At 36.8% G+C, this 26,759-nt stretch carries 27 protein-coding genes, 1 tRNA gene and 2 pseudogenes; 14 read left to right on the top strand and 16 right to left on the bottom strand.

The features are described 5' to 3' along the window. Positions 1 to 15: 15 nt before the first annotated feature. Genes H529_RS0101240 through H529_RS0101220 form a run of 5 tightly spaced genes read left to right on the top strand, consistent with a single transcriptional unit; the run spans position 16 to position 4,354 of the window. Positions 16 to 777, top strand: a complete 762-nt coding sequence (locus H529_RS0101240; RefSeq protein ID WP_022854756.1) for a Rossmann-like domain-containing protein — start codon at positions 16 to 18, stop codon at positions 775 to 777. After that, positions 774 to 1,067, top strand: a complete 294-nt coding sequence (locus tag H529_RS0101235; RefSeq protein WP_022854755.1) for a hypothetical protein — start codon at positions 774 to 776, stop codon at positions 1,065 to 1,067. Before H529_RS0101240 ends, H529_RS0101235 begins: the two co-directional genes overlap by 4 nt. Further along, positions 1,064 to 1,867: a glutamate racemase gene (gene murI, locus H529_RS0101230; RefSeq protein ID WP_022854754.1), complete on the top strand. Its 804-nt coding sequence runs from the start codon at positions 1,064 to 1,066 to the stop codon at positions 1,865 to 1,867. The genes H529_RS0101235 and murI overlap by 4 nt, the downstream gene beginning before the upstream one ends. Before the next feature lie 14 nt (positions 1,868 to 1,881). Continuing rightward, complete coding sequence (locus H529_RS0101225) at positions 1,882 to 3,075, top strand: aspartate aminotransferase family protein (RefSeq protein ID WP_022854753.1); 1,194 nt, start codon at positions 1,882 to 1,884, stop codon at positions 3,073 to 3,075. Positions 3,076 to 3,082: 7 nt separating this feature from the next. Beyond that, the gene (locus H529_RS0101220; RefSeq protein ID WP_022854752.1) at positions 3,083 to 4,354 is read left to right on the top strand and encodes a TIGR04013 family B12-binding domain/radical SAM domain-containing protein; all 1,272 of its coding nucleotides are present in this window, start codon (positions 3,083 to 3,085) and stop codon (positions 4,352 to 4,354) included. Between the two features lie 67 nt (positions 4,355 to 4,421). Here H529_RS0101220 and H529_RS0101215 read toward each other — a convergent pair whose 3' ends face one another. The 4 genes from H529_RS0101215 to H529_RS0101200 all read right to left on the bottom strand — a co-directional run bounded on the left by H529_RS0101215 (position 4,422) and on the right by H529_RS0101200 (position 8,893). Then, complete coding sequence (locus tag H529_RS0101215) at positions 4,422 to 5,810, bottom strand: alginate export family protein (protein ID WP_022854751.1); 1,389 nt, start codon at positions 5,808 to 5,810, stop codon at positions 4,422 to 4,424. Positions 5,811 to 5,910: 100 nt separating this feature from the next. Further along, positions 5,911 to 7,143, bottom strand: coding sequence for a molybdopterin molybdotransferase MoeA (locus H529_RS0101210; protein WP_022854750.1), 1,233 nt, complete (start codon positions 7,141 to 7,143; stop codon positions 5,911 to 5,913). Positions 7,144 to 7,215: 72 nt separating this feature from the next. Beyond that, the gene (locus tag H529_RS0101205; RefSeq protein WP_000697865.1) at positions 7,216 to 7,530 is read right to left on the bottom strand and encodes a NifB/NifX family molybdenum-iron cluster-binding protein; all 315 of its coding nucleotides are present in this window, start codon (positions 7,528 to 7,530) and stop codon (positions 7,216 to 7,218) included. A 1-nt stretch (position 7,531) separates the two neighbouring features. After that, positions 7,532 to 8,893, bottom strand: coding sequence for a sigma-54 interaction domain-containing protein (locus H529_RS0101200; RefSeq protein ID WP_022854749.1), 1,362 nt, complete (start codon positions 8,891 to 8,893; stop codon positions 7,532 to 7,534). A gap of 177 nt (positions 8,894 to 9,070) precedes the next feature. Here H529_RS0101200 and H529_RS0101190 point away from each other — a divergent pair, with 177 nt between their 5' ends. Both H529_RS0101190 and H529_RS0101185 read left to right on the top strand, forming a co-directional pair. After that, a complete protein-coding gene (locus tag H529_RS0101190; RefSeq protein ID WP_022854747.1) occupies positions 9,071 to 11,326 on the top strand; it encodes an ATP-binding protein in 2,256 nt (751 codons plus the stop codon). Next, positions 11,319 to 11,738, top strand: coding sequence for a sigma-54-dependent transcriptional regulator (locus tag H529_RS0101185; protein WP_022854746.1), 420 nt, complete (start codon positions 11,319 to 11,321; stop codon positions 11,736 to 11,738). Before H529_RS0101190 ends, H529_RS0101185 begins: the two co-directional genes overlap by 8 nt. On the opposite strand, the gene H529_RS0101180 is transcribed toward H529_RS0101185, so the two are convergent. Beyond that, positions 11,735 to 12,235, bottom strand: a complete 501-nt coding sequence (locus H529_RS0101180) for a hypothetical protein (RefSeq protein WP_022854745.1) — start codon at positions 12,233 to 12,235, stop codon at positions 11,735 to 11,737. The genes H529_RS0101185 and H529_RS0101180 overlap by 4 nt on opposite strands. A 148-nt stretch (positions 12,236 to 12,383) precedes the next feature. Between H529_RS0101180 and H529_RS0101175 the strand changes: the two genes are divergently transcribed. The 7 genes and pseudogenes from H529_RS0101175 (at position 12,384) to H529_RS11785 (ending at position 17,275) form a co-directional block, all read left to right on the top strand. Then, positions 12,384 to 13,868 (top strand): DASS family sodium-coupled anion symporter, encoded by a 1,485-nt coding sequence (locus H529_RS0101175; RefSeq protein ID WP_022854744.1) that lies wholly within the window; start codon positions 12,384 to 12,386, stop codon positions 13,866 to 13,868. A 20-nt stretch (positions 13,869 to 13,888) separates the two neighbouring features. After that, positions 13,889 to 14,599, top strand: coding sequence for a hypothetical protein (locus tag H529_RS09650; protein ID WP_022854743.1), 711 nt, complete (start codon positions 13,889 to 13,891; stop codon positions 14,597 to 14,599). A 15-nt stretch (positions 14,600 to 14,614) separates the two neighbouring features. Then, positions 14,615 to 15,349 (top strand): SLC13 family permease, encoded by a 735-nt coding sequence (locus tag H529_RS12045; RefSeq protein ID WP_281166807.1) that lies wholly within the window; start codon positions 14,615 to 14,617, stop codon positions 15,347 to 15,349. 35 nt (positions 15,350 to 15,384) lie between these two features. After that, positions 15,385 to 16,335: pseudogene (locus H529_RS12125) on the top strand (ArsB/NhaD family transporter). Positions 16,336 to 16,352: 17 nt separating this feature from the next. Continuing rightward, positions 16,353 to 16,694, top strand: a complete 342-nt coding sequence (locus tag H529_RS11790) for an adenine nucleotide alpha hydrolase family protein (protein WP_211209627.1) — start codon at positions 16,353 to 16,355, stop codon at positions 16,692 to 16,694. Then, positions 16,691 to 16,741 (top strand): annotated as a pseudogene (locus H529_RS12135) (hypothetical protein); the annotation flags it as partial. The gene H529_RS11790 and the pseudogene H529_RS12135, both read left to right, overlap by 4 nt. A gap of 6 nt (positions 16,742 to 16,747) precedes the next feature. After that, a complete protein-coding gene (locus H529_RS11785) occupies positions 16,748 to 17,275 on the top strand; it encodes a universal stress protein (RefSeq protein WP_211209626.1) in 528 nt (175 codons plus the stop codon). A gap of 1 nt (position 17,276) precedes the next feature. Here the strand turns inward: H529_RS11785 and H529_RS0101155 are convergent, their stop codons facing one another. The 11 genes from H529_RS0101155 to pstC all read right to left on the bottom strand — a co-directional run bounded on the left by H529_RS0101155 (position 17,277) and on the right by pstC (position 26,721). Next, on the bottom strand, positions 17,277 to 18,248 hold the full coding sequence (locus tag H529_RS0101155) for a biotin--[acetyl-CoA-carboxylase] ligase (protein ID WP_022854742.1): 972 nt from the start codon (positions 18,246 to 18,248) through the stop codon (positions 17,277 to 17,279). 13 nt (positions 18,249 to 18,261) lie between these two features. Next, positions 18,262 to 18,353 (bottom strand) — tRNA-Ser (locus H529_RS0101150). 121 nt (positions 18,354 to 18,474) lie between these two features. Next, the gene (locus tag H529_RS0101145) at positions 18,475 to 19,266 is read right to left on the bottom strand and encodes a universal stress protein (RefSeq protein WP_022854741.1); all 792 of its coding nucleotides are present in this window, start codon (positions 19,264 to 19,266) and stop codon (positions 18,475 to 18,477) included. A 1-nt stretch (position 19,267) separates the two neighbouring features. Further along, the gene (locus H529_RS0101140) at positions 19,268 to 20,008 is read right to left on the bottom strand and encodes a hypothetical protein (RefSeq protein WP_022854740.1); all 741 of its coding nucleotides are present in this window, start codon (positions 20,006 to 20,008) and stop codon (positions 19,268 to 19,270) included. A 3-nt stretch (positions 20,009 to 20,011) separates the two neighbouring features. Beyond that, positions 20,012 to 21,271 (bottom strand): sulfite exporter TauE/SafE family protein, encoded by a 1,260-nt coding sequence (locus H529_RS0101135; protein WP_022854739.1) that lies wholly within the window; start codon positions 21,269 to 21,271, stop codon positions 20,012 to 20,014. A gap of 199 nt (positions 21,272 to 21,470) precedes the next feature. Next, positions 21,471 to 21,869: a response regulator gene (locus H529_RS0101130; RefSeq protein WP_022854738.1), complete on the bottom strand. Its 399-nt coding sequence runs from the start codon at positions 21,867 to 21,869 to the stop codon at positions 21,471 to 21,473. A gap of 348 nt (positions 21,870 to 22,217) precedes the next feature. Then, on the bottom strand, positions 22,218 to 22,982 hold the full coding sequence (surE, locus tag H529_RS0101125; RefSeq protein ID WP_022854737.1) for a 5'/3'-nucleotidase SurE: 765 nt from the start codon (positions 22,980 to 22,982) through the stop codon (positions 22,218 to 22,220). A 7-nt stretch (positions 22,983 to 22,989) separates the two neighbouring features. After that, the gene (argJ, locus tag H529_RS0101120; RefSeq protein ID WP_022854736.1) at positions 22,990 to 24,138 is read right to left on the bottom strand and encodes a bifunctional glutamate N-acetyltransferase/amino-acid acetyltransferase ArgJ; all 1,149 of its coding nucleotides are present in this window, start codon (positions 24,136 to 24,138) and stop codon (positions 22,990 to 22,992) included. A 5-nt stretch (positions 24,139 to 24,143) separates the two neighbouring features. Continuing rightward, the gene (gene pstB, locus H529_RS0101115) at positions 24,144 to 24,905 is read right to left on the bottom strand and encodes a phosphate ABC transporter ATP-binding protein PstB (RefSeq protein WP_022854735.1); all 762 of its coding nucleotides are present in this window, start codon (positions 24,903 to 24,905) and stop codon (positions 24,144 to 24,146) included. Between the two features lie 2 nt (positions 24,906 to 24,907). Continuing rightward, complete coding sequence (pstA, locus tag H529_RS0101110; RefSeq protein WP_022854734.1) at positions 24,908 to 25,792, bottom strand: phosphate ABC transporter permease PstA; 885 nt, start codon at positions 25,790 to 25,792, stop codon at positions 24,908 to 24,910. Beyond that, positions 25,780 to 26,721, bottom strand: a complete 942-nt coding sequence (pstC, locus tag H529_RS0101105; RefSeq protein WP_022854733.1) for a phosphate ABC transporter permease subunit PstC — start codon at positions 26,719 to 26,721, stop codon at positions 25,780 to 25,782. Before pstC ends, pstA begins: the two co-directional genes overlap by 13 nt. Positions 26,722 to 26,759: the final 38 nt, after the last annotated feature.

Raw genomic sequence — 26,759 nt, 5'->3', positions numbered from 1 at the left:
GGGTTGGTCTGATAGATGGGAATTTATACCGAGCTTGTAGAAAGAGCTCTTCCGTATGCCAGGGCTAAAAAAATAAAAAGAATGGTGATAGGAATTCACTATACGATGGTTGAGGTAGAAAGGTGTGGGACAGGGCTTGCTTATACACTTTTGCCTGAAATTAAGAATTGTTGCGAGTTAGATGATAGTATTAACTTTTGGAAATTACCTGCGGACATAGCGATAAAAGGCTATCTTTCTCCTAACCAGATTGAGTCGATCGTAGGACTTGCAACCATCAATGCTATCTTTTCTGGCAGGAAAGAAAATTTAAAAAATGCTGTAGAGGGGGATCTTTTTTCAATACTCAAGTTTGACTATAAAGATGAAATCCTTATGGTAGGGAGATTTGAACCTGTGCTTCGCAAACTTCAAGGTAAGGTTAAAAAGGTCTGGGTATTAGAAAAAGAGGAAGACATAAGAACTTTTCCTTTAGCAGAAATCAAAGATAAGATTAAGCTGGCTATAATTACTTCTTCAACCTTGGTTAACAAGACGTTAGAGCAGGTTTTAGAGGGCCTTTATGGGGTACCTGAGGTGGTTTTGATGGGGCCAACCACACCTCTTTGTCCTGAGGTTTTTCGTTTTACCCCCATAACTTGGCTCTGCGGAGCCATAGTAAGAGACGTTGATCAGCTTTTTATTAAAATTTGTGAAGGTAAAGGAACTCAAGCCTTTTTTAAGGCTAATGCCTCAAAACCTATACTTGAAAAAATTAACCTAAGGGTAACAAAATGAACCTACGATGGTTTTTACAGCCGAAGGTTTTTGCTGCTATAGTTTTATGGGTGCTTTTTAGCTTAAGGATCTATCCTTCAGATTTGATAAAAACCTTATTGCATTCTGGAAGGATCTTTATAGGAAGCGGACTTTATGGTTTAGGAATTACGATCATTTTTAATGGACTATTGGCTAAATTTACTAAGAAAGGATTAAACAGAGACCAGTTTATAAAAATGGCCCTTTGGTTGGCTGTGCTTACGGCTGTAGGTGCAAGCCTTGAGTTTTATTTTGGGATGGGGAAATGATAGGGGTATTTGACTCAGGGTTAGGTGGACTTACGGTAGTAAAAGAGCTTTTAGTTAAGATAAAAAATTACAAGATTGTTTATTTTGGAGACACTGCAAGAACTCCTTATGGGACCAAAAGCCCAGAAACAGTTACCAGATATGCCGTTGAAAACACGAGGTTTTTACTAAAGCTTGGGGCTAAGATAATAGTCGTTGCCTGTCATACCGCTTCAAGTACCGCTATGCCAGTATTAAAAGAGACCTTCCCAGAGGTTCCTTTTTTTGAGGTGGTTACTCCTTCTATGGAAAAAGCCCTAAGGCTTACCAAAAATAAAAAAATAGGACTGATCGGTACCAGGACAACCGTAGGAAGCAAGGTATATGACAGGCTTTTTGCAGAAAAAGACCCGGAGATAAAGCTTTATTCAAACCCAGCTCCCTTACTTGTGCCACTTATAGAAGAAGGGTGGCTTAAAAAACCCGAAACCAGAAGGATAGTAAAAAAATACCTGATCCCTCTTAAAATGAGAGGTATAGATACTTTAATCTTGGGGTGTACTCATTATCCTATCATTAAAAAACTTATCCAGGAAAAGGCAGGGAAAAGAATAAAACTGGTAGATCCATCAGAGGAGGTAGCTTCTAACGTAGCTAATTTTATAGAAGAACATCCAGAGTTTAAGTCAACCTTAGAGACAAACGGGTTAGAAATTTTTGTTTCCGATTTAACCGCCTATTTTGGAAAGATTGCCGGGATGTTTTTAGGAAGAAAGGTAGAGTTGAAAAAAGTTACTATAGAAGAGATGGTCAACTTTTAAAAAAGGAGAGAAAGATGAGTTATCTTGCAGACCTTGGAGAAGTTTATCTTGCTCCTAACTATAAAAGAGAACCTGTTGTGTTTGTTAGAGGTGAAAGCACAAGACTTTTTACAGATAAAGGAGAAGAATATTTAGATTTTACTGCGGGGATAGCTGTTTGTAATTTAGGACATGCCCATCCTCAACTTGTTCAGGTTTTAAAAGAACAAGCCGAATGTTTATGGCATACTTCAAACCTTTATTACACCGAACCTCAGGTAAGGCTTGCCAAAAAGTTGGTAGAACTTTCCTTTGGAGATAAGGTTTTTTTTGCAAACAGTGGTACCGAGGCAGTTGAAGCAGCCTTAAAACTTTCCAGACGCTGGGCTTATCAAAATTTTGGAAGATCTAAACATAAGTTTATTGCCTTAAAAAATTCTTTTCATGGAAGGACTTTAGGTTCTCTTTCGGTAACAGGTCAGCCTAAATATTGGGAAGGGTTTGAACCTTTAGTCCCAGGGGTGGTTTTTGTTGAGCCTAACGATTTGCAGGAACTAAAAGAGGCTTTTGATGAAAGTGTCTGTGCGGTAATCATGGAGCCCATCCAGGGTGAGGGAGGTGTTTATCCACTAACCCAAGAGTTTATAGCTCAAGCTAAAGAACTTTGCCAAAAATATTCGGCTTTGTTGATCTTTGATGAAATCCAGACTGGGTTAGGAAGGACTGGAAGGCTTTTTGCTTATGAACATTATGGGATAGAGCCTGATGTGATGTGTCTTGCCAAGGCCTTAGCCAACGGACTTCCTCTCTCAGCCATGATTGCTAAAAAAGAAGTGATTGATTTTTTAACCCCTGGTAGCCATGCCTCTACTTTCGGAGGGAATCCTATAGCCTGTGCTGTAGGCTGTAAAGTGGTTGAAATGATCTCGGACCCAACCTTTCTTGAAGAGGTAGAACTTAAAGGTAAAGTTATCATGGAAAAATTAAGGGCTTATCAGGAAGAATATCCAGGTCTTATCAAACAGGTAAGAGGAAAAGGTCTGTTGATAGGTATTGAGTTTACCATAGAGGTAAAACCCATCTATCAGGAACTATTAAAAAGAAGGATTTTAACCACTACTCCCAAGCCTAATGTTTTAAGACTTTCTCCTCCTCTTATCATTAATTACAGAGAGATAGACTACTTTATGATTCAGCTTGAAGAAATCCTAAAAGACATTAAAACCTAAGTTTAGGGTGAAAACACTTAAAATTGTTTTTTTAGACTTACCTCAAAATAAATACAGCCTAACCGCTCTTTTAGGAAGCTTAGAAACCAAGGAAGAAATACTTTCTGAGGTTGAAGTCTCTTTTGCGAAGACTAAAGAAGAGTTATTTTCCGAGATTTCAGAAGGTCTCAAAACCTATCCTTTACAGTTAGCCTGTTTTTCTTTTTTTACCACCCAGGTCTGGGAAATAATCCCTATTCTTACAGAGGTTAAAAATCTTTATAAAGATAGGGTTTTGGTTTGTGCCGGAGGACCTCATACTACCGGGGATTTTAAAAGGGTGCTTAAAGCAGGTGCAGATTGTGTGGTTTTAGGAGAGGGGGAACAAACCTTTGTTGAACTTTTGAAATGTATACTCAATAGAAAGTCTTTTGAAACAGTAGAAGGCCTAGCTTTTAAAGATATAAACGGAGAAATCAAGGTAAATCCTCGAAAATCATATGTTAATCTTGACCAGTTTTTACCTTTTATCCCAAGGTTCAAAAGGTTTGGTCCTTTAGAAATTACGCGTGGTTGTCCCTTTGCCTGTAACTTTTGTCAAACCTCAAGGATTTTTGGGGTTAAAGTAAGACATAGGTCTATAGAAAAGGTTTTATCTATGGTTGAGATGCTTTTAAAAAGAGGACTTAGTGATATAAGGTTTATCACCCCAAATGCCTTTTCTTACGGCTCAGAAGACGGAAAAACCATAAACTTAGAACGCCTTGAGGAGTTGTTAAAAGGGATAAAGGGATTGCTTAAAGATAAAGGCAGGATCTTTTTCGGAAGTTTTCCTTCTGAAGTAAGACCTGAACATGTAACCCCAGAGACCATCTCTTTGGTAAAAACTTACGCATCAAACGATAATTTAGTGATAGGAGCTCAGTCAGGCAGTGAAAGGATTTTACAACTTTGTAAAAGGGGCCATACCGTAGAAGATGTATACCAGGCAGTCAAATTAACCGTAAAAGCAGGTTTAATCCCAAAAGTAGATTTTATCTTTGGATTGCCCTATGAAACAGAAGAGGATGTTAGACAAACCATAAAGGTTATAGAGGACTTAGTAAAGATGGGGGCGGTGGTGCATGCCCACACCTTTATGCCACTTCCCCAAACCCCTTTCTTACATAAACCTCCTGGTAAGCTTTCAGAAAATCTGATAAAACTGATAAAATCCCTTACAGGTAAAGGTCTTTTATTCGGAGACTGGGAGGCTCAACAGAAACTTTCTCAGAAGATTTATGAGTATTTTAACTCTTAAGCCTAATCCAAAAAGTGAAAAAAATCCCTCCTTAGGTTTGGGGCCTAAGGAGGGATAAAAGCTCTGGTTAAAACTGGTAGAGAAGTTGAGCTCTAAAGAAGTTTGCGGTAAGAGAATGGTCGTAGTAAAAATCTCCCGGGTTTAAAACCTCATACTGTAAGAAGCCAGAGAGGTTTTTGTTAAACTTATGGTTTAAAAGTAAGGCTAAAAGGTCCCCTCTGTTTTTACCGTTTCCAAACATATCCTTAGGAGTAGAGGTAGCCTTTTCGTCTGCTAAAAGTTTTTGATAGCTTATTTTAAACTCAGTGTTTGTAAAGGGATGTAATTTTACGGTAATCATCGGAGCCTTTAGGTTGGTCCAGTATCCTGGAATGGGCCCACCTTTAGAGGAGGTTTCATAGATATAGGTATAAAAGAGAAGTTCGTTCCAAAGAGGGGCACGGGAAAAAAGTGGGTTAAATCCTTCGTTTTTCTTGGTCTTAGGGTCATCTCCTGAAAGATAGACATAACCTATTTCTACTTCAGGCTTTACAGGACATTTTTCAAACTTTCTGGTTAAAAAGACATATCCTCCAAGACCAGACCTATCGGTACCGTTGTGGTATTCTCCCCATTGTTTGACAATCTCACCTCTTAACGTATAACTGCCGATTTTGTAAACTGCCCTAACTCCTACAGTATGGATATAACTTGATGTGCTTATTACCTGAGATTTTTCCTCTTTTTTGTAGATGTAATAGGGCTCTACTTTTAAAGCCTCAGAAAGAGTATGCCTTCCATAAACCCAAAAACCTCTTTCGTTAGACGCTGTAAGCCTTTTTTTATGTTCTATATAACTTATGTTTTTCCCATCATCATAAGAAGGATGTATCACAGGAAGGTAAATATCCCTTTGAGGGTTTGAGACAAAAACCAAGTCTACCGTGTGTTTGGGGCTAAAAAGTAAGGTAGCTTTCAAAGCATTAAAGTAAAAGGACCTTGAGCCATCGTTAGGGGTCCCTTCTAAAATCAAAAAGCCTTCTCCATACATATCTTTTCCAAGAAAATCTTGTCTCCCAATCCTAAAGTTAACAGGTAAGCCGAAAGGTTTTTTAAGGTCTATATACAGATTGTCTACAAAGATTTCATCCTGATCAAAATGCCTTCTTTCTTGATTATCCTTTAGGATCAGATAATTTGGTCCCATGTGATACTTAGGTTCTGTAGCTAATCTTACATAAAGGGAAGTAGAGTTGTTAAAGGTAATTTTATCCCAAGCCTGTATTCTGAGTCTAAAGAAATTGCGGTCTTTATTGGTATTCTTTGTGAGATTTTGATACCCCATAGACACTATGTTGTCCCATAACTCATAACGTAGCCTTACAGAGCCTCCAAATTCGTGGTCCAAACCCAACCCAAATCCTGGGGTTAGCAGCAAAAACCAAAGAAATAAAAAGCTAAACAGAGCCTTTCTCATAACCTCCTCCGTTTTTAAATTAATTAAATGAAGACAATTCGTTAACGTTATTTGTACAGATTAGTTAACCAGAAAAATTTTTAAAATGTTTGTGAAAAAATTAGCAAATGAGGATTTCTACTTCTTCGTCTTTTTCTACTCCAAGGAGGTCATCAGGGATGATTAGTAATCCATCAGCTTTAACCAACGACATAATAAGCCCTGATTTAGAAAGAAGAGGCACAGCGTAAAGTTCTCCGTTTTTTTCCTCAAGATAAACCCGGATAAAGTCAGTTCTACCTGCTTGAGATTGGATGCTTTTAGCCATTTTAGCTTTGACAAAAGGAGTATAAGTTTTAGAGGATAATCCCATCAATTTTTGCATAACAGGTCTAACAAAAAGAAAAAAGCAGATGTATACAGCTACAGGATGTCCTGGCAATCCAAATACAGGTTTATGGTTGCATATCCCGGCGATAACAGGTTTTCCGGGTTTTATAGAGACCCCATGAAAAAGAACCCCTGGAGGACCAAGTTCCTCTATTATTTTAGCAGTTACGTCTTTGGTCCCTGCACTGGTCCCACCGGTAATAAGCACTATGTCTGTTTGACGGTGAGCTTCGGTAACCACCTCTTTTATGGCTTGATAGTCATCTTGGACTATACCAAACTTAACAGGTATACCACCTTCTTCTATAATCATTCCTGCTAAGGTAAAGGAGTTTATGTCTCTAACTTTCCCCGGAGACACCTTTTCATGATGAGGGATGATCTCGTCTCCGGTAAGAATAATTCCTACTTTAGGTTTTGAGACCACCTTTATTTTAGTAAAGCCTAACCCTGCAAGACCTCCTATATGATGAGGTTTAAGTTTGGTTCCTGCAGGGATAACAAGCTCTCCTTTTTTAATATCTTCATCTTCCAAGATAACGTTTTCTAAAGGACCTACTGGTTTTAAAACCTCTATCAGGTCTGAGGATACTACGTTTACATGTTCTACCATCACAACCGCATCTGCTCCTTTAGGAAGCATACCACCGGTAGGTATATAAGCTGCCTCTCCTGGGTTTAACTCAAAAGAGGGGGCTTCTCCCATCAACACCTCGCCTTTTACCATGAGGTAAGCAGGCATGGTGTCTTTAGCCCCAAAGGTGTCTTGAGCTCTTACGGCAAAACCATCTACCGTAGAACGTCTAAACCCAGGGAGGTCTTCAGGAGAAAAAATGTCTTCTGCAGAGACCCTAAAATAGGCTTCTTCTATAGGGATTTCCTCGATAGAGAGATTTTTAAACGGGACTTTGTCTAAAAGAAGGTTTAAGGCCTCTTTAAGGGATAGGTATTGTTTATCCAGCATAAAAAAATTATAATAGACTTTTAAAAAATTACTACCAAGCTTTTTGGTTTTAGATAGGTTTGAAAAGAACTTTTATTTTACGATTTCTCCTTCTTTTAAATTATTTTCGATAACTCTTTTTAAGACTTCCTTTGCAGGGCCTATGACCCTATCTATTACTCTTATCTTTTTCCATAAAAGATACTGATAATAAGTTTCTTCTATCCCCCCGCAAACTACAAGGTCAACGTTTTCTGCTAAAATAAAACTGCAAAGTTCTTCAGGAGAAGAACGTGGCAGAATAACTGTCCTTACTTTTTCCCCTTTGTTTTCTGCGATAAGTACTTCTCTGGTAAGGTCAAACCTTGGGGCTACATGGTCTTTTTCTAGAGTAATCAATATTTTCATTTTAGGCTAACCCGTATTTTTTTAACTTTCTCCAAAGGGTACTTCTTGCCCAACCAAGCATTTTAGCTGCTTCAGTCTTCTTACCCCTACAACTTGTCAACGCATCAATAATTCTTTTTTTTTCGATCTCAGCCCAGGTAAAACTTTCAATTTTTTGAGTTCTTATAGCAGACCAATCTTTAGCTAAAGTTTGTTGTTGGTCTTCTTCCTCTTCTTTTATGGCAGTAAATAAATATTCTGGGAGATGTTTTTCTGTAATCAATTCATCTGAACAAACATGAACAGCATATTCCACTATGTTTTTTAGCTCTCTTATGTTTCCAGGGTATTTATAAGACCTTAGCACCTTTAAAACTTGTTCCGAAAAGCCTTTGATTTTTTTATGAGCTTTTTCAGAAAATTCTTTGAGAAAATAGTCAGCTAAAATCAATATGTCATCTCCCCTTTCTCTAAGAGGGGGAAGTTGTACTTTTAACACATTCAGTCTATAAAACAAATCTTCTCTAAATTTTCCTTCTTTAACCATCTGTCTTAAATTTTTATTGGTTGCCACAATCACCCTTACGTCTACTTTTACTTTTTGGGAACTACCTAACGGATAAAACTCTTTATCGTCTAAAAAAGTTAGTAGTTTTACCTGAAGGGTAAAGGGTAGGTCTCCTATTTCTGTAAGGAAAAGAGTCCCTCCATTGGCTAATTTTATCATTCCTGGTTTGTCAGCATTAGCTCCGGTAAAGGCACCTTTTACGTGGCCAAAAAGTTCTGACTCTAACAGAGGCTCCGGAAGAGCCCCACAATTTACTTTGATGAAAGGATGGTTTGCCCTCGGAGAAAGTTTATGTATTACCTCTGCTAACAAATCTTTTCCTGTGCCTGTTTCTCCCTCTATCAAGAGAGTGGCGTTAGAGTTCGCAAAAATAGGTAACATTTCTTTTATTTTTAAAATAGCCGGGCTGTTGCCTAAAATGAAATCCATTCCAAATTGAGGCAAGAAAAGAGATTTGTCCTTTAAAAGTGAAAGATCTTCAAGCACCAACATGAACCATCTATTTTTTCCTTGAGAAAGGCTCGTTACAGTAATCTTTACCGGTATTTTGCGTCGGTGAACGTTTATTATGTCTCCTTCTATCGAAAATTTTTCTTCTTTTCTTAACCTAGCTATTAATTCTTTAAAAACGTTGGTTTTTATTATTTGATTTATATCTAACCCTTTAACTTCCTCAGACTTGTATCCGGTTAAAGCTTCTAAAAATGAATTTATAAATACCACCCGAAAGTTTTCGTCTAAAAAAGCAGTTCCATAAGGGATTGCTTCTAAAATATCTTTAATTTTTATAAAAGATTCATTATACTTGGCCTTCATGGTTAACCAAATTTTATGTGAATAGATGAACCAAAAAGTATATTTTCCATCTAAAAATTTAATTTTAAAAACTTCTTTAGAAAAATCAACCTGTGGTTTGAAAAAAGAGTTGCTTGACTTAGCTAAAAAAACAGATTAATTTAATTCTAAACTTGAATACTAAAAAAGACCGACATTATGTTTTCTAAAACAATCGTAAGTAAAATAATAGCTCTAATAGAAAAATATCATCCATTTACTTTTAATCTGAAATACTTTCAAATAACCATTAGTTTTGTGATGCTTTTTCTTCTTACCATAGCGTTAATGTTTGGATGGTTTTCTACCAGGAAGATTAGAGAGATTGTGATAGAGGATTTTAACCAGCAGCAACTCATGCTTGCCAAGCATGCTGCGAGTCAAATAGAGAATTCTATAGAACTATTAGAAAGAGAACTCACCCTTCTTAGTCTTTCCCCTGCGATTCAGTATTCTGAAAAACCTGCTTTATTGAACAGAATGAACATAACTTTTTTAAGTGTAAAGTATGAGGGGGTTAAAGAGATAAAGTTTATCGAGGCTAAGACTGGTAAAATTTATAAAGTTATGGAGAACCCAAACTATGTTATAGAAAAATGTGATAGCGAAGACAAAAAATTTTTAAAATGGGCAGCCCTTCCTTCAAATAAAGGAGAAATATTATTTAGTGAAATAGTAAGATGTCCCAATACTCCCGAAGAAAACCCTCCAAAGCTTATCATGAAAATGGTAACACCGGTATGGCAGGTATCGATAGATGAATCTCACCCTGTGGCAACCAATTTGTTCTCAGGGGCTTTGGTTTTTACTGTAGACGTGACTTATTTGGTAGGTAAGGTTGCCTTTAACATAAGATCAGGAAAAACAGGATATGCATGGGTAATCTCTAACAAAGGCATTTTTCTTTATCATGAAGAAAAGTCTTTTATAGGTCAAAATGCCTTTGAGGCCCGAAAAGGTAAAAAACCAACCATAGCTTTTACAAGAATTAACGAAATCCAAAGAGAAAAAATGCTTAAAGGAGAAGAAGGGACAAGTTGGTATATTTCAGGGTGGCATAGAGGGGTTAAAGGTGAAATAAAGAAGCTTATTGCGTACGCTCCGATAAAATTAAAAGAAAAACCGGAACCTTTAATCTGGTCTATTGCGGTGGTGGCTCCTATAAGTGAAGTAGAAGGAGCTATAAAAACCATCCATTTTCAACAATTGGTCTTGCAAGGAATGGTCATCGTTATTATTTTATCGGTGGGGCTTTTTATAAATTTTATTCTTGTTACTTGGTCAAACATTCTTGAAAAAGAGGTGGCTAAAAAAACCGCTGAGTTAAGAAAATCAGAAGAAAGATATAGGTCTTTGGTAGAAAACGCAGAGGATATAATATTTACCGCAAATTTAAGAGGAGAAATCCTATCGATGAATACCTTTGGCAAAAATTTTTTTAACCGTTCTGAATCAGAGATAATTGGAAAAAGTATGGTAGAGGTTTTTGTCCCAGATGGAGAAATCTTGATGGGGAGTATTAAAAAAATATTTGAAACAGGAGAAAGCCAACAGGTTATTCATAAAATAGGGGTAGATGATAAAGATTTCTGGTTTAACACCAACTTGAGAGGTTTAAAAGACGAAAAAGGCAATATATATTCTGTGTTAGGTATTTCACGAAACATTACCGAACGCCGAAAGCTGGAAGAGCAAAGTTATTATACAGAAAAGTTGGCATCCCTAGGGACTCTAGCTGCAGGTGTAGCTCATGAAATCAACAATCCTATTGCCATAATTCTAGGGTTTACAGATATTTTGCTCGAAAAAATACCAAAGGAATCTCCAGAATACGAAATTTTAAAAATTATAGAAAAACACGCAACAGATACTAAAAGAATCGTAGAAAATTTGTTAGGTTTTGTTAGACATAAAGAACATCAAGAACAACTGGTTAATATTAATGAATGTGTAAACACAGTGCTTGAGATTATGAAAAACATGTTTGTTATAAATAACATTGAAGTTAGAAAATTTTTACAGGAAAATATCTCGTTTGTAAAGGTAGATCCTGGTGAAATACAGCAGGTTTTGTTTAACATCATCAATAATGCTATATACGTGATGAAAGGTGGGGGGATACTTACAGTTTCTACTAAAGATGAAGGAGAGTGGGTTGAAATTAGCATCTCTGATACTGGTTGTGGGATTCCTAAAGAATATAGGCATAGGATTTTTGACCCCTTTTTTACCACAAAAGAAGTGGGAAAGGGGACTGGACTTGGGTTATGGGTGTCGTATAATATAGTGAAAAAATATAATGGAATAATTACCTTTGTAACAAAAACAAAAGAAGAGTCTGAACAAACGGGCACAACTTTTATAGTAAAGTTACCGGTGGCAAAAGATCAAACAAGGGGGACAAAGAATGCCTGAGAAGATTTTAATCGTTGATGATGAACCAGATATGCTTAAGCTTTTATCCATGATTTTAAAAGAAAAAACACCTTATGAAATTACTGTAACCAACAATCCAGTGGAAGCGGTTGAACTGGTAAGAACAGGGGAGTTTGACGTTGTCATCACCGACCTTAAAATGCCAGGGCTTGATGGTCTACAACTTCTTGAAGAAGTAAAAAAGAAAGATGAAGATATTCCGGTAATTATACTCACCGCATATGGAACGATCGATGCTGCTACAGAAGCGCTGAAAATAGGGGCTTTTGATTTTATAACAAAACCATTTAAAAAGGAACAAATTTTGTTTACCATCGAAAAAGCTATAAAATGGCAAAAAGTCCAAAGAGAAAATAAGATGCTAAAAGAAAAACTAAAATCTCAAACCTAATCTATTAGTTCTTTTATATATTTTGTTCTAAACTCATCCAAGTACATTTGGGTTATGGCATCGTTAAAAAGTACCATATCAAGTTGTTTAGTAAAAGCAGTTAATTTGCCTAAGATTTCAAGAGTTTTTTCAATCGTAGGACTATCATATTTAAACAACACGGCATCTATTAAATCTTCTTTTACTTTTACCCTAAATCTCAAATCTTTTAGGATTTTGGTTATTAAATTTACCCTTCGTAACCTTCTATCAAGGGCTGCCCCCCCTCCTTTAAAGAAAAATTTAACATAGTTATCGTTTATGTTTTCACCAACATAGGCTTCGATCATGGAAAAATGGTATCCAAGCCGAAGACTAAAATTCATGTAGTTTTTGGTGACCACACAAAAACTTTTTTTCCCAGTTTCCTGAAGCTCTTCTTCTGGGATGGTTGCTGTATGAGCTATCATCCCAAGAAAGCCCTTAGCATCCACAGGAGGAGGTTCAGGCCATTTCATAGATTGCATTCCCTTAAGAATAGCCTTAAAGGGAATAGAAAGAATATCTTCTGGTGTAGCTTTTTTAATTCCTTCTTTTAACCCTCCTTCTATATCAAGGATTAAAATTCCTACCGGTATACCTGCTAAAAGAGGAACGGCATGTGGGTTGCCTGAACCACCAAAGGAGATTTATGTTGGTGAGAAAAAAAGAAAGATTAATTGGAAAAGAATCTTTTTTATTTTTCTTGGTTTAGCCTGTTTTTTTGCTGTTTATTTTTCACCTCCATGGCCAGATGCAGTGGATCCATTAGGAAAACATTTCCCCTTATCTCAACAAGCAAAGGGAGCTATAGGATTATTTCTTATGGCAGGTATTTGGTGGGTTTTTGAGGTCGTTCCTATAGGGATTACAAGCATCGCAATAGGAGTTTTCCAGGCTCTATTTGCTATTCGTTCTGCCAAAGATGCTTTTCGTGATTTTATGGATCCTTCTGTTATGTTTATCTTTGGTTCTGTGGTTATCGGGATTGCCTTCACCAAAACAGGACTTACTAAAAGAATTGCTTACAAGATGCTGGAAATAGTAGGTGAAAGAACAAGCATGATCCTTTTAGGAGCTTTTGTAGTCACAGCAGTGTTAACTCATTTTATGGCACACACCGCAGCCGCTGCAACAGTTTTTCCGATTTTACTGGCTATAAATTCTTTATATGGGGAATCTGAAAAACCAACGAAGTTTGGAAAAGCCTTGTTTATAGGGATGGCTTATGCTGCTGGAGCAGGAAGTATTGTTACTTTTTTAGGAGCAGCAAGAGTCCCTGCAGCTGCAGGTATGTTTAAAGAGTTTACAGGAAGAGATATAGGATTTTTTGAACTAACTAAGTATATGTTTTTGATTGGTTGGTTGATGGTTTTCCTTATCTGGCTTTATTTTATTATCGTGCTTAAGCCAGAAAAACCCGTTATTAAGGGATTAAAAGAAAAGGTAAAACACATGATGAAAGAAATTGGGCCTATGACTATCCAAGAGAAATTGGTTATTATTATAATAATTGCAGTTGTTTTGTTTATGTCAGCTCAATCTTTTGTCCCTGCATTACAACCCTTAGATCGTGCAGCTATTATGCTTTGCTCTACCTTGCTGTTTTTTCTCCTGGGAATTCTTACTGTGAAAGAACTTGAAGAAATTCCATGGAATATAATCCTTCTCTTCGGTGGAGCTATGAGTATTGGTTTTTGTTTGTGGAAAACAGGTGCAGCTCATTGGATCGCTGTTAATTGGCTTGCAATGTTTAAGGATGCACCTTGGATTATCTTTGTTTTGGGTGTATCCGTTTTTGTGTTGATAATGACCAATTTTATCATGAACGTTGCTGCAATAGCTATATCTTTACCCGTATCTATGGTTATCGCTGAGTATCTTGGTGTTTCTCCTGATGTTATTTTTTATGTTTCTTTGGTTGCAGCTGGCATGCCATTCTTACTATTGATTGGAGCAGCTCCAAACGCAATTGCTTATCAGTCAGGACAGTTTACTCCAGGAGAATTTTTTAAATACGGTATTTTAATGAGTATAGTTCTTATTTTAGTCATTGCATTTTTTGTTGTCACAATTTGGCCATTTTTGGGAATGCCAATACTATTAAAATAAAAAAAAGGAGGAGGTAGAATATGGTTATTAAGCCTATTTTAGAGAAAATTTTTGGAAGGTTTTTTAGAGAGTATGATTTTATAAAGATGTCATATGAGACATTAAAAGATTTTGGTTTTAACGATGGAAATTCCATAGCCTCTGTTTGTGTATGTAGGGATGAGATTTCCCAGACAGTAAGAAGTCATATAAAAAGAATGTGGGGAGAAGCCTTTAATTTTTCCAGTCTTGCTGGGCTTTTTACAGCCGGCAAGACTGGTATGAAAGCTTTTATAAGCCACGCTCCTCAAGTAGATGGTAAAGAAAGATATATTTTTTATGCTTTTTCTCACATTGCTATCGATGAAAAGGGAAACATGGGAGTATGCAAAAGGAAAGGGCTTGAAAAATCTCATGCTTGTGGGGCTTTGTGTCTTTTTCTTAATGAACTTAAGTCAGGAAAGATAAGTATAAGACTTGATGAAGAGGATATCGAAGAAAGTCTTTTAAAAAGAAGATTGCTTAGAGAATTGAAATACGGAGAGATCCCAGACCTTCTTACTCTTACCAAAAAAACCCTTAAGGTAATCGTAGAAGATCTTGAGCATATAATAGAAAAGGTTGTGGATACTAAAAAGGCTGATTATGCCGTTATTTCAGGAATTCAGGTGCATGGACCAGAGGAAAACTACATCATTCCTGACGAATCTTATGTAGTGGTTAACGGTGAAAAGAAAGAAATAAAAATTTAGATTTAGGGGGTTTTCATGAAAAAAATATTCTTTTTGTTTGCCCTTTTTGTTTTAATTTTACCTTTTTTGGCTTTTGCCGAGGATAATTCTCAGCAAAACATGGATAAGTTTCATATTTCAGGTATAATCCTTGATAATCATAAAGAGCCGGTTAAAGAGGCAGAAATAAAACTGTTAGTTAATGGAAAGCCTTATAAGAGACTTAAAGAATATGGTAAGCTTGATAAAGTTATTAGTTCTTCTCATGGGACCTTTCAGCTTGAGTTTCAACTGCCAAAGGGTTTAATTGAAACCGGAAAGATTCAACTTGAGATTTCCAAAACTTCGTTTAAAAAAAAAACTGTGGTTGAGATTAAAAAGGAAGATTTTGCCGTAAAAGGTAATGAGTTTTATGCCAACAAAAATATCATCCTTGAGCGATATATAGGCCCTGCTTTCTGGATTGCTACCATAGTTTTTATAATAACTTATGCGCTTATATCTTTTGAACTTCTTCACAGAACGGTTGCAGCCATGCTTGGAGCTGTAACCATGCTTATCCTTACTTATACCTTAGGCACCATAAATCCTGATTTTCACATCATTTCTTTTGAAAGGGCCATAGAAGCCATAGACATGAACGTGATATTCCTGCTTATGGGGATGATGATAATCATCGGGGTTCTTAAACACACAGGGGTTTTCCAGTGGTGCGCTTACATGTTCTATAAACTTGCTCGTGGTAATGTAATGGCTCTTAGCATTTCATAGCCATAACTTCTGCTCTTCTTGACAATGTGACGACTATGCTCCTTTATACACCGGTTTTAATCGAGATATCTATAGCACTAAAAATTAATCCTCTTTCTCTTTTAATACCAGGTATAATGGCCTCAAACGTTGGTGGAACTGCCACTCTCATAGGTGACCCTCCAAACATCATGATTGGTTCCTACACAGGGCTTACGTTTATGCAGTTTGTCTATGCATTAACACCGGTGGTACTAATATGCATGATAGCGCTTATTATATACAACAAATTTTTCTATTCAAAGGAATACAAAAAAGGAAAAGTTGATGATGTGGATGCTTTCCTGAGTTATCTAAGGGAAGAATATAAAATTACAGATAAAACCCTTCTCACCTATGGACTTATCGTGATGTTGATAGTAGTTGGATTTTTTGCTACACATGGATACTGACATATGGAGGTAAGTATCCCGGCTTTGTTTGGTGCAGGGATTCTTTTTACCTATGCAGTGCTTACTAAAAAAGTAAAAATGCTTGAGTTGATCGAAAAAGACATAGAATGGACAACTCTCTTATTTTTTATCTTTCTTTTTATAATAGTCGGGGCTGTAGAAGAGGTAGGATTACTTGCGATTATCGCCGACTGGGTGCATAATCTTTCAGCAGGTAATCTTACAGTGGCCATATGTCTTATTTTATGGGTCTCTGCCATAATGAGCGCCTTTGTGGATAACATACCTTTTACAGCGACGATGTTACCTATAGTTGCCTATCTTACAAAGGTAATACCTGGAGCTGAAAGTAATGTACTCTGGTGGGCCTTGGCTTTAGGAGCTTGCTTGGGAGGAAATGGGACTATAATAGGTGCTTCTGCCAATGTAGTAACCATAGGAATTGCAGAATCTGCAGGTTATAAAATAAGCTTTTTTGGCTTTATGAAATATGCGTTTGTTTATATGTTAATTACTATCATAATTAGTAATATCTGGTTGTTGCTTTTTTATTAAAACGTAGGAGGAAAACTATGGTAAATTGCGGTCTCAAGAAGGTTTTACTACCTGTTGATAAAAGTGAGAATTCTTTTAGAGCTGTTAAGTTTGCAGGAAACTTTCTTAGAAACTTTCGGGTTGAAAACATAACCCTTTTTTATGTGATGGCAGGTGGATATTTAAGTGAACACATGAAAAACCTCGATTTTAGGGCAGAACTTATAAAAAATTCAGAAATCATAACAAAAATTAAAAAGAAACACGTGGAAGAAAACATAATGCCCTTTTTATCTGAGTATGAAGGTGTGCTTAAAAAGGCTGGTATAACCGGTTTGATAGAAAAAAAGTTGAGGAAGGAGATCCGGGGAATAAGATAATCGAATTTGCAGAAAGAGAAAATTTTCAGACCGTAATCCTTGCAAGAAGAGGTATGTCGGAAATAAAAAGTTATTTTCTTGGAAGTGTATCCAACAAAATTTTACATGGGTTGACCAATCGAAACATCTATCTGGTAGGAGAAAAAGAAGGGCCTGTTCTTGACATTTTAGTTCCTGTGGATGGTTCCGAGTATTCAATGAAGGCAGTAGAGCATGCAGTGTGTATCACCAAGTACATCAAGGATATAAGGAAGGTAACCCTGTTAAGGGTTATCAATCTTTCTCTTTACCTTGAAAGAGTACAGGCAGGCATAGACCCAGAAGAGGAAGCCAAAGAAATCCTTGATAAGGCTAAAAAAAGATTTTTAGAACAAGGAATTAAGGAGGAGTTGGTCGAGACAAAAATCTCTGTCGGGTTCCCTAAAGACGAGGTGGTTAAAGAAATAAATCAAGTGGGTTATAACCTAATAATCATGGGGAGAAAAGGACGTTCAGCCTTTAAAGACCTTGTTTTAGGTGGGGTAAGTTCAGCAGTAATAAACGAATGTTTAGAACCTACGATTGCGATAGTAAACCTATAGGTTAAGCCACTCTTAAGTGAATACAGTCTCCTGAATAGATTTTAACCGCCCTTTGGTTTTCAGCTTCTAACCAAAGGGCGCCATCTTCTGCTATATCAAGGGCTTTTCCGATTAATTCTCCTTGAGGTCTTATGATTTTAACTTTTTTCCCCAAGGTTAAACAAAGTTGTTTCCATTCGTTTAATATTTCTTCTGGTTTAACCTGAAAATAGTGATAAAAATTTTTCAAGATTTCTATGATTATGTCTGTTCTGTTCCAAAGCCTGTTGGTAAGTTCTTTTAAAGAAATTCCCGTAGGTTCAAAAGAGTTTATCTGATTGTTTACGTTTATTCCTATGCCTATGATAGCGTAGTCAATCTTATCTACTTCTGCTTTTAGTTCAAGCAGAATACCTGCTACCTTTTTTATCTCGTCGTTTGTTAAAAAGACTACATCATTGGGCCACTTTAGATAGAAAGAAAGGTTGGTTATCTGTCTAAGGGCTTTGCATACGCAGAGACTTGCAAGATAGGTAAGAATAAAACTTTCTCTTAAAGAAATGGAGGGGCGAATCAGTAGGCTCATCCATATCCCACCTTCGTTTGAAATCCAGTGCCTTCCCAGTCTCCCTCTTCCTGCGGTTTGCTTTTCAGCTATAACTAAAAAATTTTTTTCTTTTTCGGCAAGTTCTTTAGCTATTTCCATCGTTGAGGCTACAGACCTAAAATAGTAAACCTTGTTTACAAGAGCAATCTTACATGTTTCTAAGGCTTTTGTGATGTTTTCAGGCAAGATTAAGTCTGAGGTAGTAGAGAGGCTATAACCTTTTTTGGTGGTAACGATAGGATATCCTTCGTCTTTCAAAGCTTGAATGTATTTCCAGACTGCAGTCCTTGAAATTCCAATTCTTTGTGCCAAAACCTCCCCTGAGATACAGGAAGTTTGAGCTAACAGTTCTAAAATTTTAAGTTTTTTAACATTATAGTTACGCATAGCAGTTAAAACACGGAGGAGGAGGGATTCGAACCCCCGGAAGAGGTTTAATACCCCTTCAGCCGATTTCGAGTCGGCCCCCTTCGTCCACTCGGGCACTCCTCCTTTTTATAAATAAACTTTAAACGTTTTTTATTTTTAGTCAACCTTGAACGAAGCTTGAAATAATAAAAGGGCAACCTTGAATAGGTTGCCCTAAAGTTTGACCTTAGAAGGATTTACGGAGTTATTTTATTAACACTACAGGAGCTTTAGAGTTTTCTACCACCCTTTCTGCTACGCTTCCTACTAAGATTTTTTCTAAACCGGTTTTCCCTTTATATCCCATTATAATAAGGTCTGTCTCTTTTTGAAAAGAAAATTCTAAAATCTTCTCAAAGGGCTCACCTTTGACTAAAGAGATTTCAACCTTGATTCCCTGATTTTTAGCCTTTTCTTCTGCCGCATTTATACATTCTTCAGCAAAAGCAACATCGTTGTCTGTTTTAGCTACTGATATAACAAACAAAGTGCTTCCTACTTTTTTACAAAAATCGATCGCCCAAGAGGTAGCTTTTTGGCTATAAACAGACCCATCTGTAGCTAAAAGTATCTTTTCTGAGGTAGTAGAAGCCTCTGCCGGAACCACCGTAACCGGTGACGGAGACTTACCGATAAGACTTCTACTTACTCTTCCTAAGGTATGCTTTCTTCCCATCATTAACATAGAAATTCCCAATCTTTGTACTTTATCCAAAATTATTTCTAAAGGGTCTGAACTGCTTAAAACAAAGGTTTCACAAGTTAATCCCTCTTGACTTGCCTCTTTTTTGATAAAGTCTACTGCCTCATAGGCCTTTTTCTCTAAAATTTCTATCAGTTTAGGGTAAACTTCCATCAATTCAGGCCCAAGAGGAATCACCTCTGCTACACTTAAGCCATACAGTTTACTGTTAAAGATTTTAGCCCACTTTACCCCTAATTTTGCAGCCTTTTCAGCTGCTTGAGAGCCGTCGGTGGTGATAAGTATTTTTTCCATTTTACACCTCCTTCTTTTTACCTTTTTTGGTAGAAAGTCCAAGCCCTTCCATTAGATACATTATAGCAAAGCCCCACCATACCGTGTAAAATACATAAAAAATAAGTAGACCTGTAAGCAATCCAGTTTTACTCTTAACACTTTCAGGAGTAATTCCATAAAAGTTATAGCCAGGCTCGATGGCTTTTGTGACAACCTCATTTACTATTTGAGCCATTTCTACCTTTTTTTCCAAAACAAGCTTTTTATTAATAGCACTCAAACTGTTATGCCATTGTCTGAACATCTTTTTTTCGTCTTGATATCCATACTTTTCTTTGATAAAATCTCCCTTATTCCAATACATAGCATCTGCATCTTCTAAGGCAGAGCTTAGTATCTGACCCAAATCTCCTACTATTTTGATTTTACCATTTCCTTTATCTTCTACTTGTGCTCCTGCCAAGGTATAAAGTTTGGTGTTTAAGGCTATTCTTGTTTGAAGGTCTTGTGGGGTATCGGTGGGTTTCTTAAGATTGATTTCGATATCTAAAATTTTCCCTTTAAACTTTTCTACTTTAGTTTTTGTTTGGGGTATAAAATATGCAGACCCTTTAGCCAAGCTGTTGAAAAGTTCGTCAGCATAAGCTAAAAAGTTTTGACCTCTACCAAAATAAGGTTGAAACATTAAAAACAGAATCCCTACAAACACCAGTGTAAAAACTACTCCAAGGGTTAACTCTTTTTTTCTTGTAGCTCCCATGGCTTATCCCTCCTCTCTTAAAGTTCTTATGTTTTTAAAGAAACTGAGTAAGACCCAAACCCCAAACAAACCTACAGCTCCCCAAAACAAAATGTTACCTATAAAAATAAAGGTTTCACAAACATCTTTAGAGATGGAAACAAGGTTTAAAGACCTAAATTTGTCAGGTAAAACAGATACTCTGTTAAAAAATCCTGCCATAATGGTTAAGGCATAAAAAGCTCTGATTGTAGTTCCAGGGACAACTTTGGTGGTAAGTGCTCCTATTTGAATTCCTATCAAAGATCCTATCAGAAGTCCCATAGCTAAGGTATAAAAAACATAACCATATATAGCATACTGGGTAAGGGAGGAGTAGCCTGCTGTAAAGATGATTTGGAAGATGTCAGTACCAACAGTAGTAGGAGTAGATACCCCAAAAACATAAACAAACATCGGGAAGGTAACAAAACCACCTCCCACTCCCATGATTGCAGCCAAGAAACCAACCACAAAACCACCTACAATGATAAACCAAGCTGAAATCTGTCTACCTCCAAAGTCTTCGTCAAACTTAATTATAGGAGGAACATTGATCTTTTGAATTTGTATGGCTAAATTAGTGGTTCCAACCACTCCACCGTGAGCACCTTCCGAAGAAGAAGCTCGCCCTATTTTTATTTTTCTTCTTGTACTAAAATAGTCATACATGGCATAAAAACCCAAAAATCCCAGGATTACTGCATAGACTATACTTATAAAAGCATCACTAAGAACAGGATCTTTAGAATATAGCAATCTATTTATATAACCACCGGTAGTAGCCCCTACAATAGATCCTAAGATAAAAAAGATGGCTAAAGCTACACTTACGTTCCCTAATTTTTTGTGCAACACCGTTCCCATGATAGCTTTAGCAAAAATATGAAACTGGTCTGTTCCTACAGCCATTATACCTTTTACCCCTACAGACATAAGGGCTGGGGCGATTATGAATCCACCTCCTGCACCGATACATCCAGTAATCAACCCAGCGGCAAAGCCCACCACAGTAGAAACCCAAAAAACTATAGGTGTATAGTGAGCGGGAGCATATGCACTTTTACCTCCGAGTATGTCAGCAGCCCCTAAGAGAGAGGTTACCAAAATAGGAGATAAGAGCACCAACAAAAGTAATAAACGCTTTTTGTTTCGAAAAATGTTGTCTGCCATTTCTTTTTCCCAACGTGCATGAGCCAAAGAAGCACTCATCATAAATTCATAAAGAAATCTTAACTTACCCATTGTCTACCTCCTTTTGATTTTTACATTTGTTTTACTAATTTTCTTTTTCATAGTTTCCTCTTACCTTTTCTGGTAACGATAAAAACGAAAACACCTAAATTAACCCCAAAATGCTTCACCTTTTTCCCATAAGCATCACCTCCCTGTTTATATTTTTAATTTTAGTTAAATTTTTAAACAAAGTCAATTTTCTCCATCTTTAACACGCTCTGGTTTGTTCTCTTTTTTCTCTTTGAGATAGCTCTAATAAAACCTTAATTTTATTTTTTAAAGTTTTTACATCTATAGGAAAGAAAACTTCTTCGGTAACCCCAACCTTCATAGCCAAGAGAGAAGACTTAATGTTATCTTTACAGGTTAACCACATAATTTTTATTTTATGGTTTAACTTTCTTATTTCACTAATAAACTCAAACATGCTTTCATATTCCATCTCACGGGTATCTATGATTAATAGCTCTATCTTTTTAAACTCATCCTTAGAAAGATTTTCGGTTTCAACCACCTTCGCCCCTATTTTGATTATCATTTCTTTTAATCTCTCCTCTAAGTCTTTATCTTCAGTCTTTATAAGCACTTGTACGTTTCTTACCTTCATACCTGTTTTTTAATTTTTAGTCTCTAATACCTCTTTTAAAAAAGGCTTGTTAACTTTTAAACAATTGAAGCAACTATTATGCCAAATCTGTCTTTTTTGAAAAATAGACTTTCTAAGCCTTTTTAAAAGACAAAACCCCTTTTAATGTTTCAAAATGTTTTAAAACATTTTAAAACATTAAACAATACAATACAATAAAATATATATAATTTTTAAGTTTATAAGAAAAAAGTTTATTATCTTTTTTGATTTTGTTATAAATGTCATATCATATCTTATATTCAAGTTTAAATGTTATGTCTTTTTCTTTTGTAAATTTTTAAAGGTAAGACTGTTTGAAAGGTGATTTTAGAAGTCTAAATTAAAGTTTAAGTTATGCTTTTTAAGAATTTTTAGGGAGTTGTGGTTGGTTAGGTCAAAATGAATGGGAGTAATGGTGATGTACCCCTGTTTTAAAGCGAGGACATCTGTGTCTTCATCTGTTTCTGTATGTTCTTCTGCACCCTGCCAGTAATAGGCCTTCCCATGGAGGTCAAATCTCTTTTCAAAGACCTCTTTAAGCCTTGCTTTAGATTGTTTTACAAACTTTATTCCTTTTATTTTTGAGGGATTACCGTTAGGGATGTTTATGTTTAGGCAGAAGGGTTTGTTTAAAGGTAAATCTTTTAGGACGTTCAAGAATTTGGCTATAAAGTTTGCAGCAAAACAGTAATCTACGTCTTCGTAGGCATCTATAGAAACCGCTAAAGAGGGATAACCTAAAATTTTGGCTTCTGTTGCGGCAGAAACTGTCCCTGAATATACTAGATTAATCCCTACGTTTGCCCCTCGGTTAATTCCTGAGATTACCAAATCTACAGGGCCAATAAGTTCATACAAAGCTAACTTTACGCAGTCAGCAGGGGTCCCACTGACCGCATATCCCCAGAATTTTTTGCCTCTTTTTACTTTGGTTACTCTAAGGGGATAATGTATGGTTATGGCATGTCCTACAGCGCTTCTCTCTGCCTCAGGTGCTACGATGTAGACCTCATGTTCAAGAGAAAGTGCGTTATAAAGCGAGCAAAGACCTTCTGCATAGATCCCGTCGTCGTTGGTTAAGAGAAGTTTCATCCCTAAGCTATGTGCGATAATGGGCGTTTATTTTGATGTATTCTTCGGTAAAATCACTTGCCCAGACCTCAAACCCTTTTTTACCCTCTTTTAACTTGATCTGTATTTCAACTACCTCTTTTTGTAGTTCTTTTCTTAAAAGTTCCTCGTCAGTCATTACCTGGAGGTTTTTTACCCAGGGAATTCCATTAAGATAGATTTCAACCTTTTCGAAATCAAAAGGAATGGTCGTTTTCCCAAGGGCAGCAAAAATTCTTCCCCAGTTTGCGTCTTCTCCATAAACTGCAGTCTTTACTAAAGGAGAGTTGGCCACAGAAAAGGCAAAAGTCTTGGCATCCTCTTTGGTTTTAGCTCCTTTTACCATAATTTTTATAACCTTACTTGCACCTTCACCGTCTTTTACGATAAGATAGGCCAGTTCTTGAGCTATCTCTAAGCAGGCCTTTTCAAAATCTTCCCAGTTTTTAAGGTCTTTCTGGTTGCTACAAAGCATGTAAACCGTATCGTTGGTGCTGGTATCTCCGTCAACGGTTATCTGATTAAAGCTATGGTCTACTATCTTGGGAAGGACCTTTTTCAAGGTGTTTTTAGCAACCTTTGCATCTGTAAGGATAAAACCAAGCATCGTTGCCATGTTTGGGGCTATCATCCCTGCCCCTTTGGCTATCCCAAGGATAGAAATCCCGTTTTCTAAACTTCTATAGGCTATCTTGGGAAAGGTATCGGTGGTCATGATAGCCTTCGTAAAGTCTAAATAACGCTCTGGAGAAAGGTTGGATACAAGTTCTGAGACTTTGGGAAGCATTTTTTCAAGAGGCAATTGTTCTCCTATCACACCGGTTGAAGCTGGCAATAAACTCCTTAGACTAACTCCTAATCCTTTGGCTACCTCTTCTAAAAGTTTGGTAGCTCTTTGAATTCCTTCTTCTCCGGTGCAGGCGTTGGCTACTCCGCTGTTTGCTACTACACCATGTAGATTTTCCTCTTTTATAAGCTTTTTTCCTAAGACTACAGGGGCTGCTTGAACGGTGTTTTGGGTGAAAACCCCCCAGGCAGTAAGTCTATTTGGTGAATAAATCAACCCAAGGTCAAACCTATCAGGTTTTTTGATACCACATTTTACCGCAGAAAAGAAAAAACCTTCTGGTGTCTTCATGGCTTTTACCCGAACCTTCCTGTAATATAGTCTTCTGTAAGTTTTTTGTCGGGATTGGTAAAGATTTTTTCTGTGGGACCAACTTCTATAAGTTCGCCAAGATACATAAAAGCAGTGTAGTCTGAAGTTCTTGCTGCTTGTTGCATGTTATGTGTAACTATAACTATGGTAATTTTTTTCTTAAGCTCAACTATGAGGTCTTCGATTTTAGCAGTAGAAATTGGATCTAAGGCTGAGGTTGGTTCGTCAAAAAGTAATACTTTTGGTTCAACAGCGATAGCTCTTGCAATGCAAAGTCTTTGCTGTTGACCTCCTGAAAGAGAAAAGGCACTTTCTTTAAGTCTATCCTTAACCTCATCCCAGAGGGCAGCATCTTTAAGGGCAGCTTCAACCCTATCTTTTAGCTCAGAACCTTTTATTTCCTTTAGCTTTAAACCATAGGCTACGTTATCAAAAATACTCATAGGGAAGGGAGTAGGTTTTTGAAAAACCATACCTATTTTAGACCTAAGCTCAATCAGGTCTATATTTTTATCTAAAATATTTTTTCCTTCAAAGATTATCTCTCCTTCATAACGATTTCCTACATAAAGGTCATGCATCCTGTTTAGACATCTAAGGAAGGTAGTTTTTCCACAACCTGAAGGACCTATCAGAGCAGTAACCTTGTTGTGATAAACCTTCATGCTTATGTTTTTAAGGGCTAAGTCTTTGCCATAATAAAAATTTAAATTTTTAACTTCTATTTCTACTTTTTTATCTTCCATACCTAATTCCTCTGTCCTTTTTTTCGCTTAAAGATTTTTACCCAACCAAAGTTTGAATGTACCAAAGTTTTAGCAAAAATAGAAAGAATTAGCACAAAAAGGGCTAAACAGAAAGAGGCTGCCCAAGCTTGGTTGTGCCAAAACTCATATGGGCTCATGGCATAGTCAAAAATGGTGACTGTAAGAGACGCCATAGGTTTGAAAACATCAAAAGAAAGATAATGATTGTTAAAGGCAGTAAACAATAAAGGTGCGGTTTCTCCGGAGATCCTTGCCATACCAAGTAAAACACCTGTTAAAATTCCAATTTTAGCTGATCTCAGAACCACGTCTTTTATCAGCTGCCATTTAAAAGCCCCTAAAGCATAAGCAGCTTCCCTCAAAGTAAAGGGGACTAATTTAAGCATCTCCTCTGTAGTTTTACTGATTACAGGAACCATAAGCATCGCTAAGGCTAAACATCCTGCAAGAGCGTTGAAGTGTTTAAAAGGAACCACAAGCAGGGCATACATCACCGCACCCATGATGATAGAAGGGGTGCTTACCATAACGTCTGTAATGTTCCTTAAAACCTTGAAAAATTTTGAGTCTCTTCCATATTCAGAATAGTATATTCCAGAAAAAATACCTATAGGTACACCGATGACACTGGCTATAAAAGTGATGATAGCATGCCCTATAAAGGCATGTCTTAACCCTCCTTCTTCTATACCAGGGGGACCGGGGTCTTCTATAAAAAGAGAAAGGGTTAAGTGTTTAAATCCGCTTAAAAAAAGTGTGCCAAGGATCCAAAAAAGCCAAAAAAGTCCATAAATGGCTGCTATAAAGGATAAGAAAAGCATCACTTTGCTTATAAGTTTTCTTCTGTAAAGGACTACTTTTTCCATCTTTTTTCAATCCTCAATATCATAAGTTTAGCTAAGATCAACACCCCAAAGGATATTACAAACAAAAACAAAGAAAGATAAAAAAGTGAAGAAAGATATAAGGGGGTGTCAGCCTCAGTAAACTGATTGGCTAAGGCTACGGTAATCGTAGTAAAGGGTTCGAGTAAAGACTTAGGGATTTGAGGAACATTGCCTGCCAAAAAGGTAACAGCCATGGTTTCTCCTAAGGCTCTTCCTGTAGAAAGGATAAGTCCTCCTGCGATTCCTGACGCAGTATAAGGAATAACTACATCTTTTACTACCTCCCATTTGGTAGCTCCAAGCCCATAGGCAGACTCCTTCATCACCGAAGGTACCAGGTTAAAGGCATCTTTCACTACTGAAGACATAAAGGGAATTATCATGATAGAAAGAACTACAGAGGTGGTAAGGACATCAATCCCCGTTGGGTTTCCTGAAAAGAGTTGCGACAATATAGGGAAAGGAGAAAAGATTTTTTGTAATGCTGGTTCTATATCTTCTCGCATATACTTGGCAAACACTAAGAAGCCCCACATCCCATATATTATACTTGGGATGGCAGCCAGAAGCTCTATAGCTGTGGTAAAAATTCCTTTAAGCCATGAAGGGGCAAGTTCGGTAATAAAGATAGCGATACCTATAGAGATTGGGGCAGCAAGAAGGATGGCTATAAAGGTGCTGATCAAAGTACCTACTATCATCGGAAGGGCACCAAAACTTTCTCTAACAGGGTCCCATTTTGTAGACATTAGGAAGTTTATGAGACCAAAATTTTGGATGGCAAGTTTAGATTCGTAAAGCAGTATTAAAAAGACAACAAACGGGAAAAGAAGACCTGTAAAAACCGCCCAAAAACCTAAGAAATATTTGGTAAGGATTTCTATTAAGTAAGAGAAGCTTTTTCCCATATACCGTCCTTATTAGTTTAAGTAATTTTAACATAAAA

Source organism: Thermodesulfobacterium thermophilum DSM 1276 (assembly GCF_000421605.1).
In the GTDB taxonomy this organism is placed as follows: domain Bacteria; phylum Desulfobacterota; class Thermodesulfobacteria; order Thermodesulfobacteriales; family Thermodesulfobacteriaceae; genus Thermodesulfobacterium; species Thermodesulfobacterium thermophilum.
This window is presented reverse-complemented; position numbering and strand designations above follow the sequence as displayed.

Coding starts and splice junctions, on each gene's coding strand:
- H529_RS0101135 (WP_022854739.1), bottom strand. CDS start 21,271: ATGGGTAAGTTAAGATTTCTTTATGAATTTATGATGAGTGCTTCTTTG.
- H529_RS0101225 (WP_022854753.1), top strand. CDS start 1,882: ATGAGTTATCTTGCAGACCTTGGAGAAGTTTATCTTGCTCCTAACTAT.
- H529_RS0101205 (WP_000697865.1), bottom strand. CDS start 7,530: ATGAAAATATTGATTACTCTAGAAAAAGACCATGTAGCCCCAAGGTTT.
- surE (WP_022854737.1), bottom strand. CDS start 22,982: ATGAAACTTCTCTTAACCAACGACGACGGGATCTATGCAGAAGGTCTT.
- H529_RS11790 (WP_211209627.1), top strand. CDS start 16,353: ATGGTAAATTGCGGTCTCAAGAAGGTTTTACTACCTGTTGATAAAAGT.
- H529_RS09650 (WP_022854743.1), top strand. CDS start 13,889: ATGGTTATTAAGCCTATTTTAGAGAAAATTTTTGGAAGGTTTTTTAGA.
- H529_RS0101190 (WP_022854747.1), top strand. CDS start 9,071: ATGTTTTCTAAAACAATCGTAAGTAAAATAATAGCTCTAATAGAAAAA.
- H529_RS0101140 (WP_022854740.1), bottom strand. CDS start 20,008: ATGGGAGCTACAAGAAAAAAAGAGTTAACCCTTGGAGTAGTTTTTACA.
- H529_RS0101240 (WP_022854756.1), top strand. CDS start 16: ATGGGAATTTATACCGAGCTTGTAGAAAGAGCTCTTCCGTATGCCAGG.
- argJ (WP_022854736.1), bottom strand. CDS start 24,138: ATGAAGACACCAGAAGGTTTTTTCTTTTCTGCGGTAAAATGTGGTATC.
- H529_RS11785 (WP_211209626.1), top strand. CDS start 16,748: ATGTCGGAAATAAAAAGTTATTTTCTTGGAAGTGTATCCAACAAAATT.
- H529_RS0101210 (WP_022854750.1), bottom strand. CDS start 7,143: ATGCTGGATAAACAATACCTATCCCTTAAAGAGGCCTTAAACCTTCTT.
- H529_RS0101180 (WP_022854745.1), bottom strand. CDS start 12,235: ATGAAATGGCCTGAACCTCCTCCTGTGGATGCTAAGGGCTTTCTTGGG.
- H529_RS0101155 (WP_022854742.1), bottom strand. CDS start 18,248: ATGCGTAACTATAATGTTAAAAAACTTAAAATTTTAGAACTGTTAGCT.
- pstC (WP_022854733.1), bottom strand. CDS start 26,721: ATGGGAAAAAGCTTCTCTTACTTAATAGAAATCCTTACCAAATATTTC.
- H529_RS0101145 (WP_022854741.1), bottom strand. CDS start 19,266: ATGGAAAAAATACTTATCACCACCGACGGCTCTCAAGCAGCTGAAAAG.
- H529_RS0101200 (WP_022854749.1), bottom strand. CDS start 8,893: ATGAAGGCCAAGTATAATGAATCTTTTATAAAAATTAAAGATATTTTA.
- H529_RS0101235 (WP_022854755.1), top strand. CDS start 774: ATGAACCTACGATGGTTTTTACAGCCGAAGGTTTTTGCTGCTATAGTT.
- H529_RS0101130 (WP_022854738.1), bottom strand. CDS start 21,869: ATGAAGGTAAGAAACGTACAAGTGCTTATAAAGACTGAAGATAAAGAC.
- pstA (WP_022854734.1), bottom strand. CDS start 25,792: ATGGAAAAAGTAGTCCTTTACAGAAGAAAACTTATAAGCAAAGTGATG.
- pstB (WP_022854735.1), bottom strand. CDS start 24,905: ATGGAAGATAAAAAAGTAGAAATAGAAGTTAAAAATTTAAATTTTTAT.
- H529_RS12045 (WP_281166807.1), top strand. CDS start 14,615: ATGAAAAAAATATTCTTTTTGTTTGCCCTTTTTGTTTTAATTTTACCT.
- H529_RS0101185 (WP_022854746.1), top strand. CDS start 11,319: ATGCCTGAGAAGATTTTAATCGTTGATGATGAACCAGATATGCTTAAG.
- murI (WP_022854754.1), top strand. CDS start 1,064: ATGATAGGGGTATTTGACTCAGGGTTAGGTGGACTTACGGTAGTAAAA.
- H529_RS0101215 (WP_022854751.1), bottom strand. CDS start 5,810: ATGAGAAAGGCTCTGTTTAGCTTTTTATTTCTTTGGTTTTTGCTGCTA.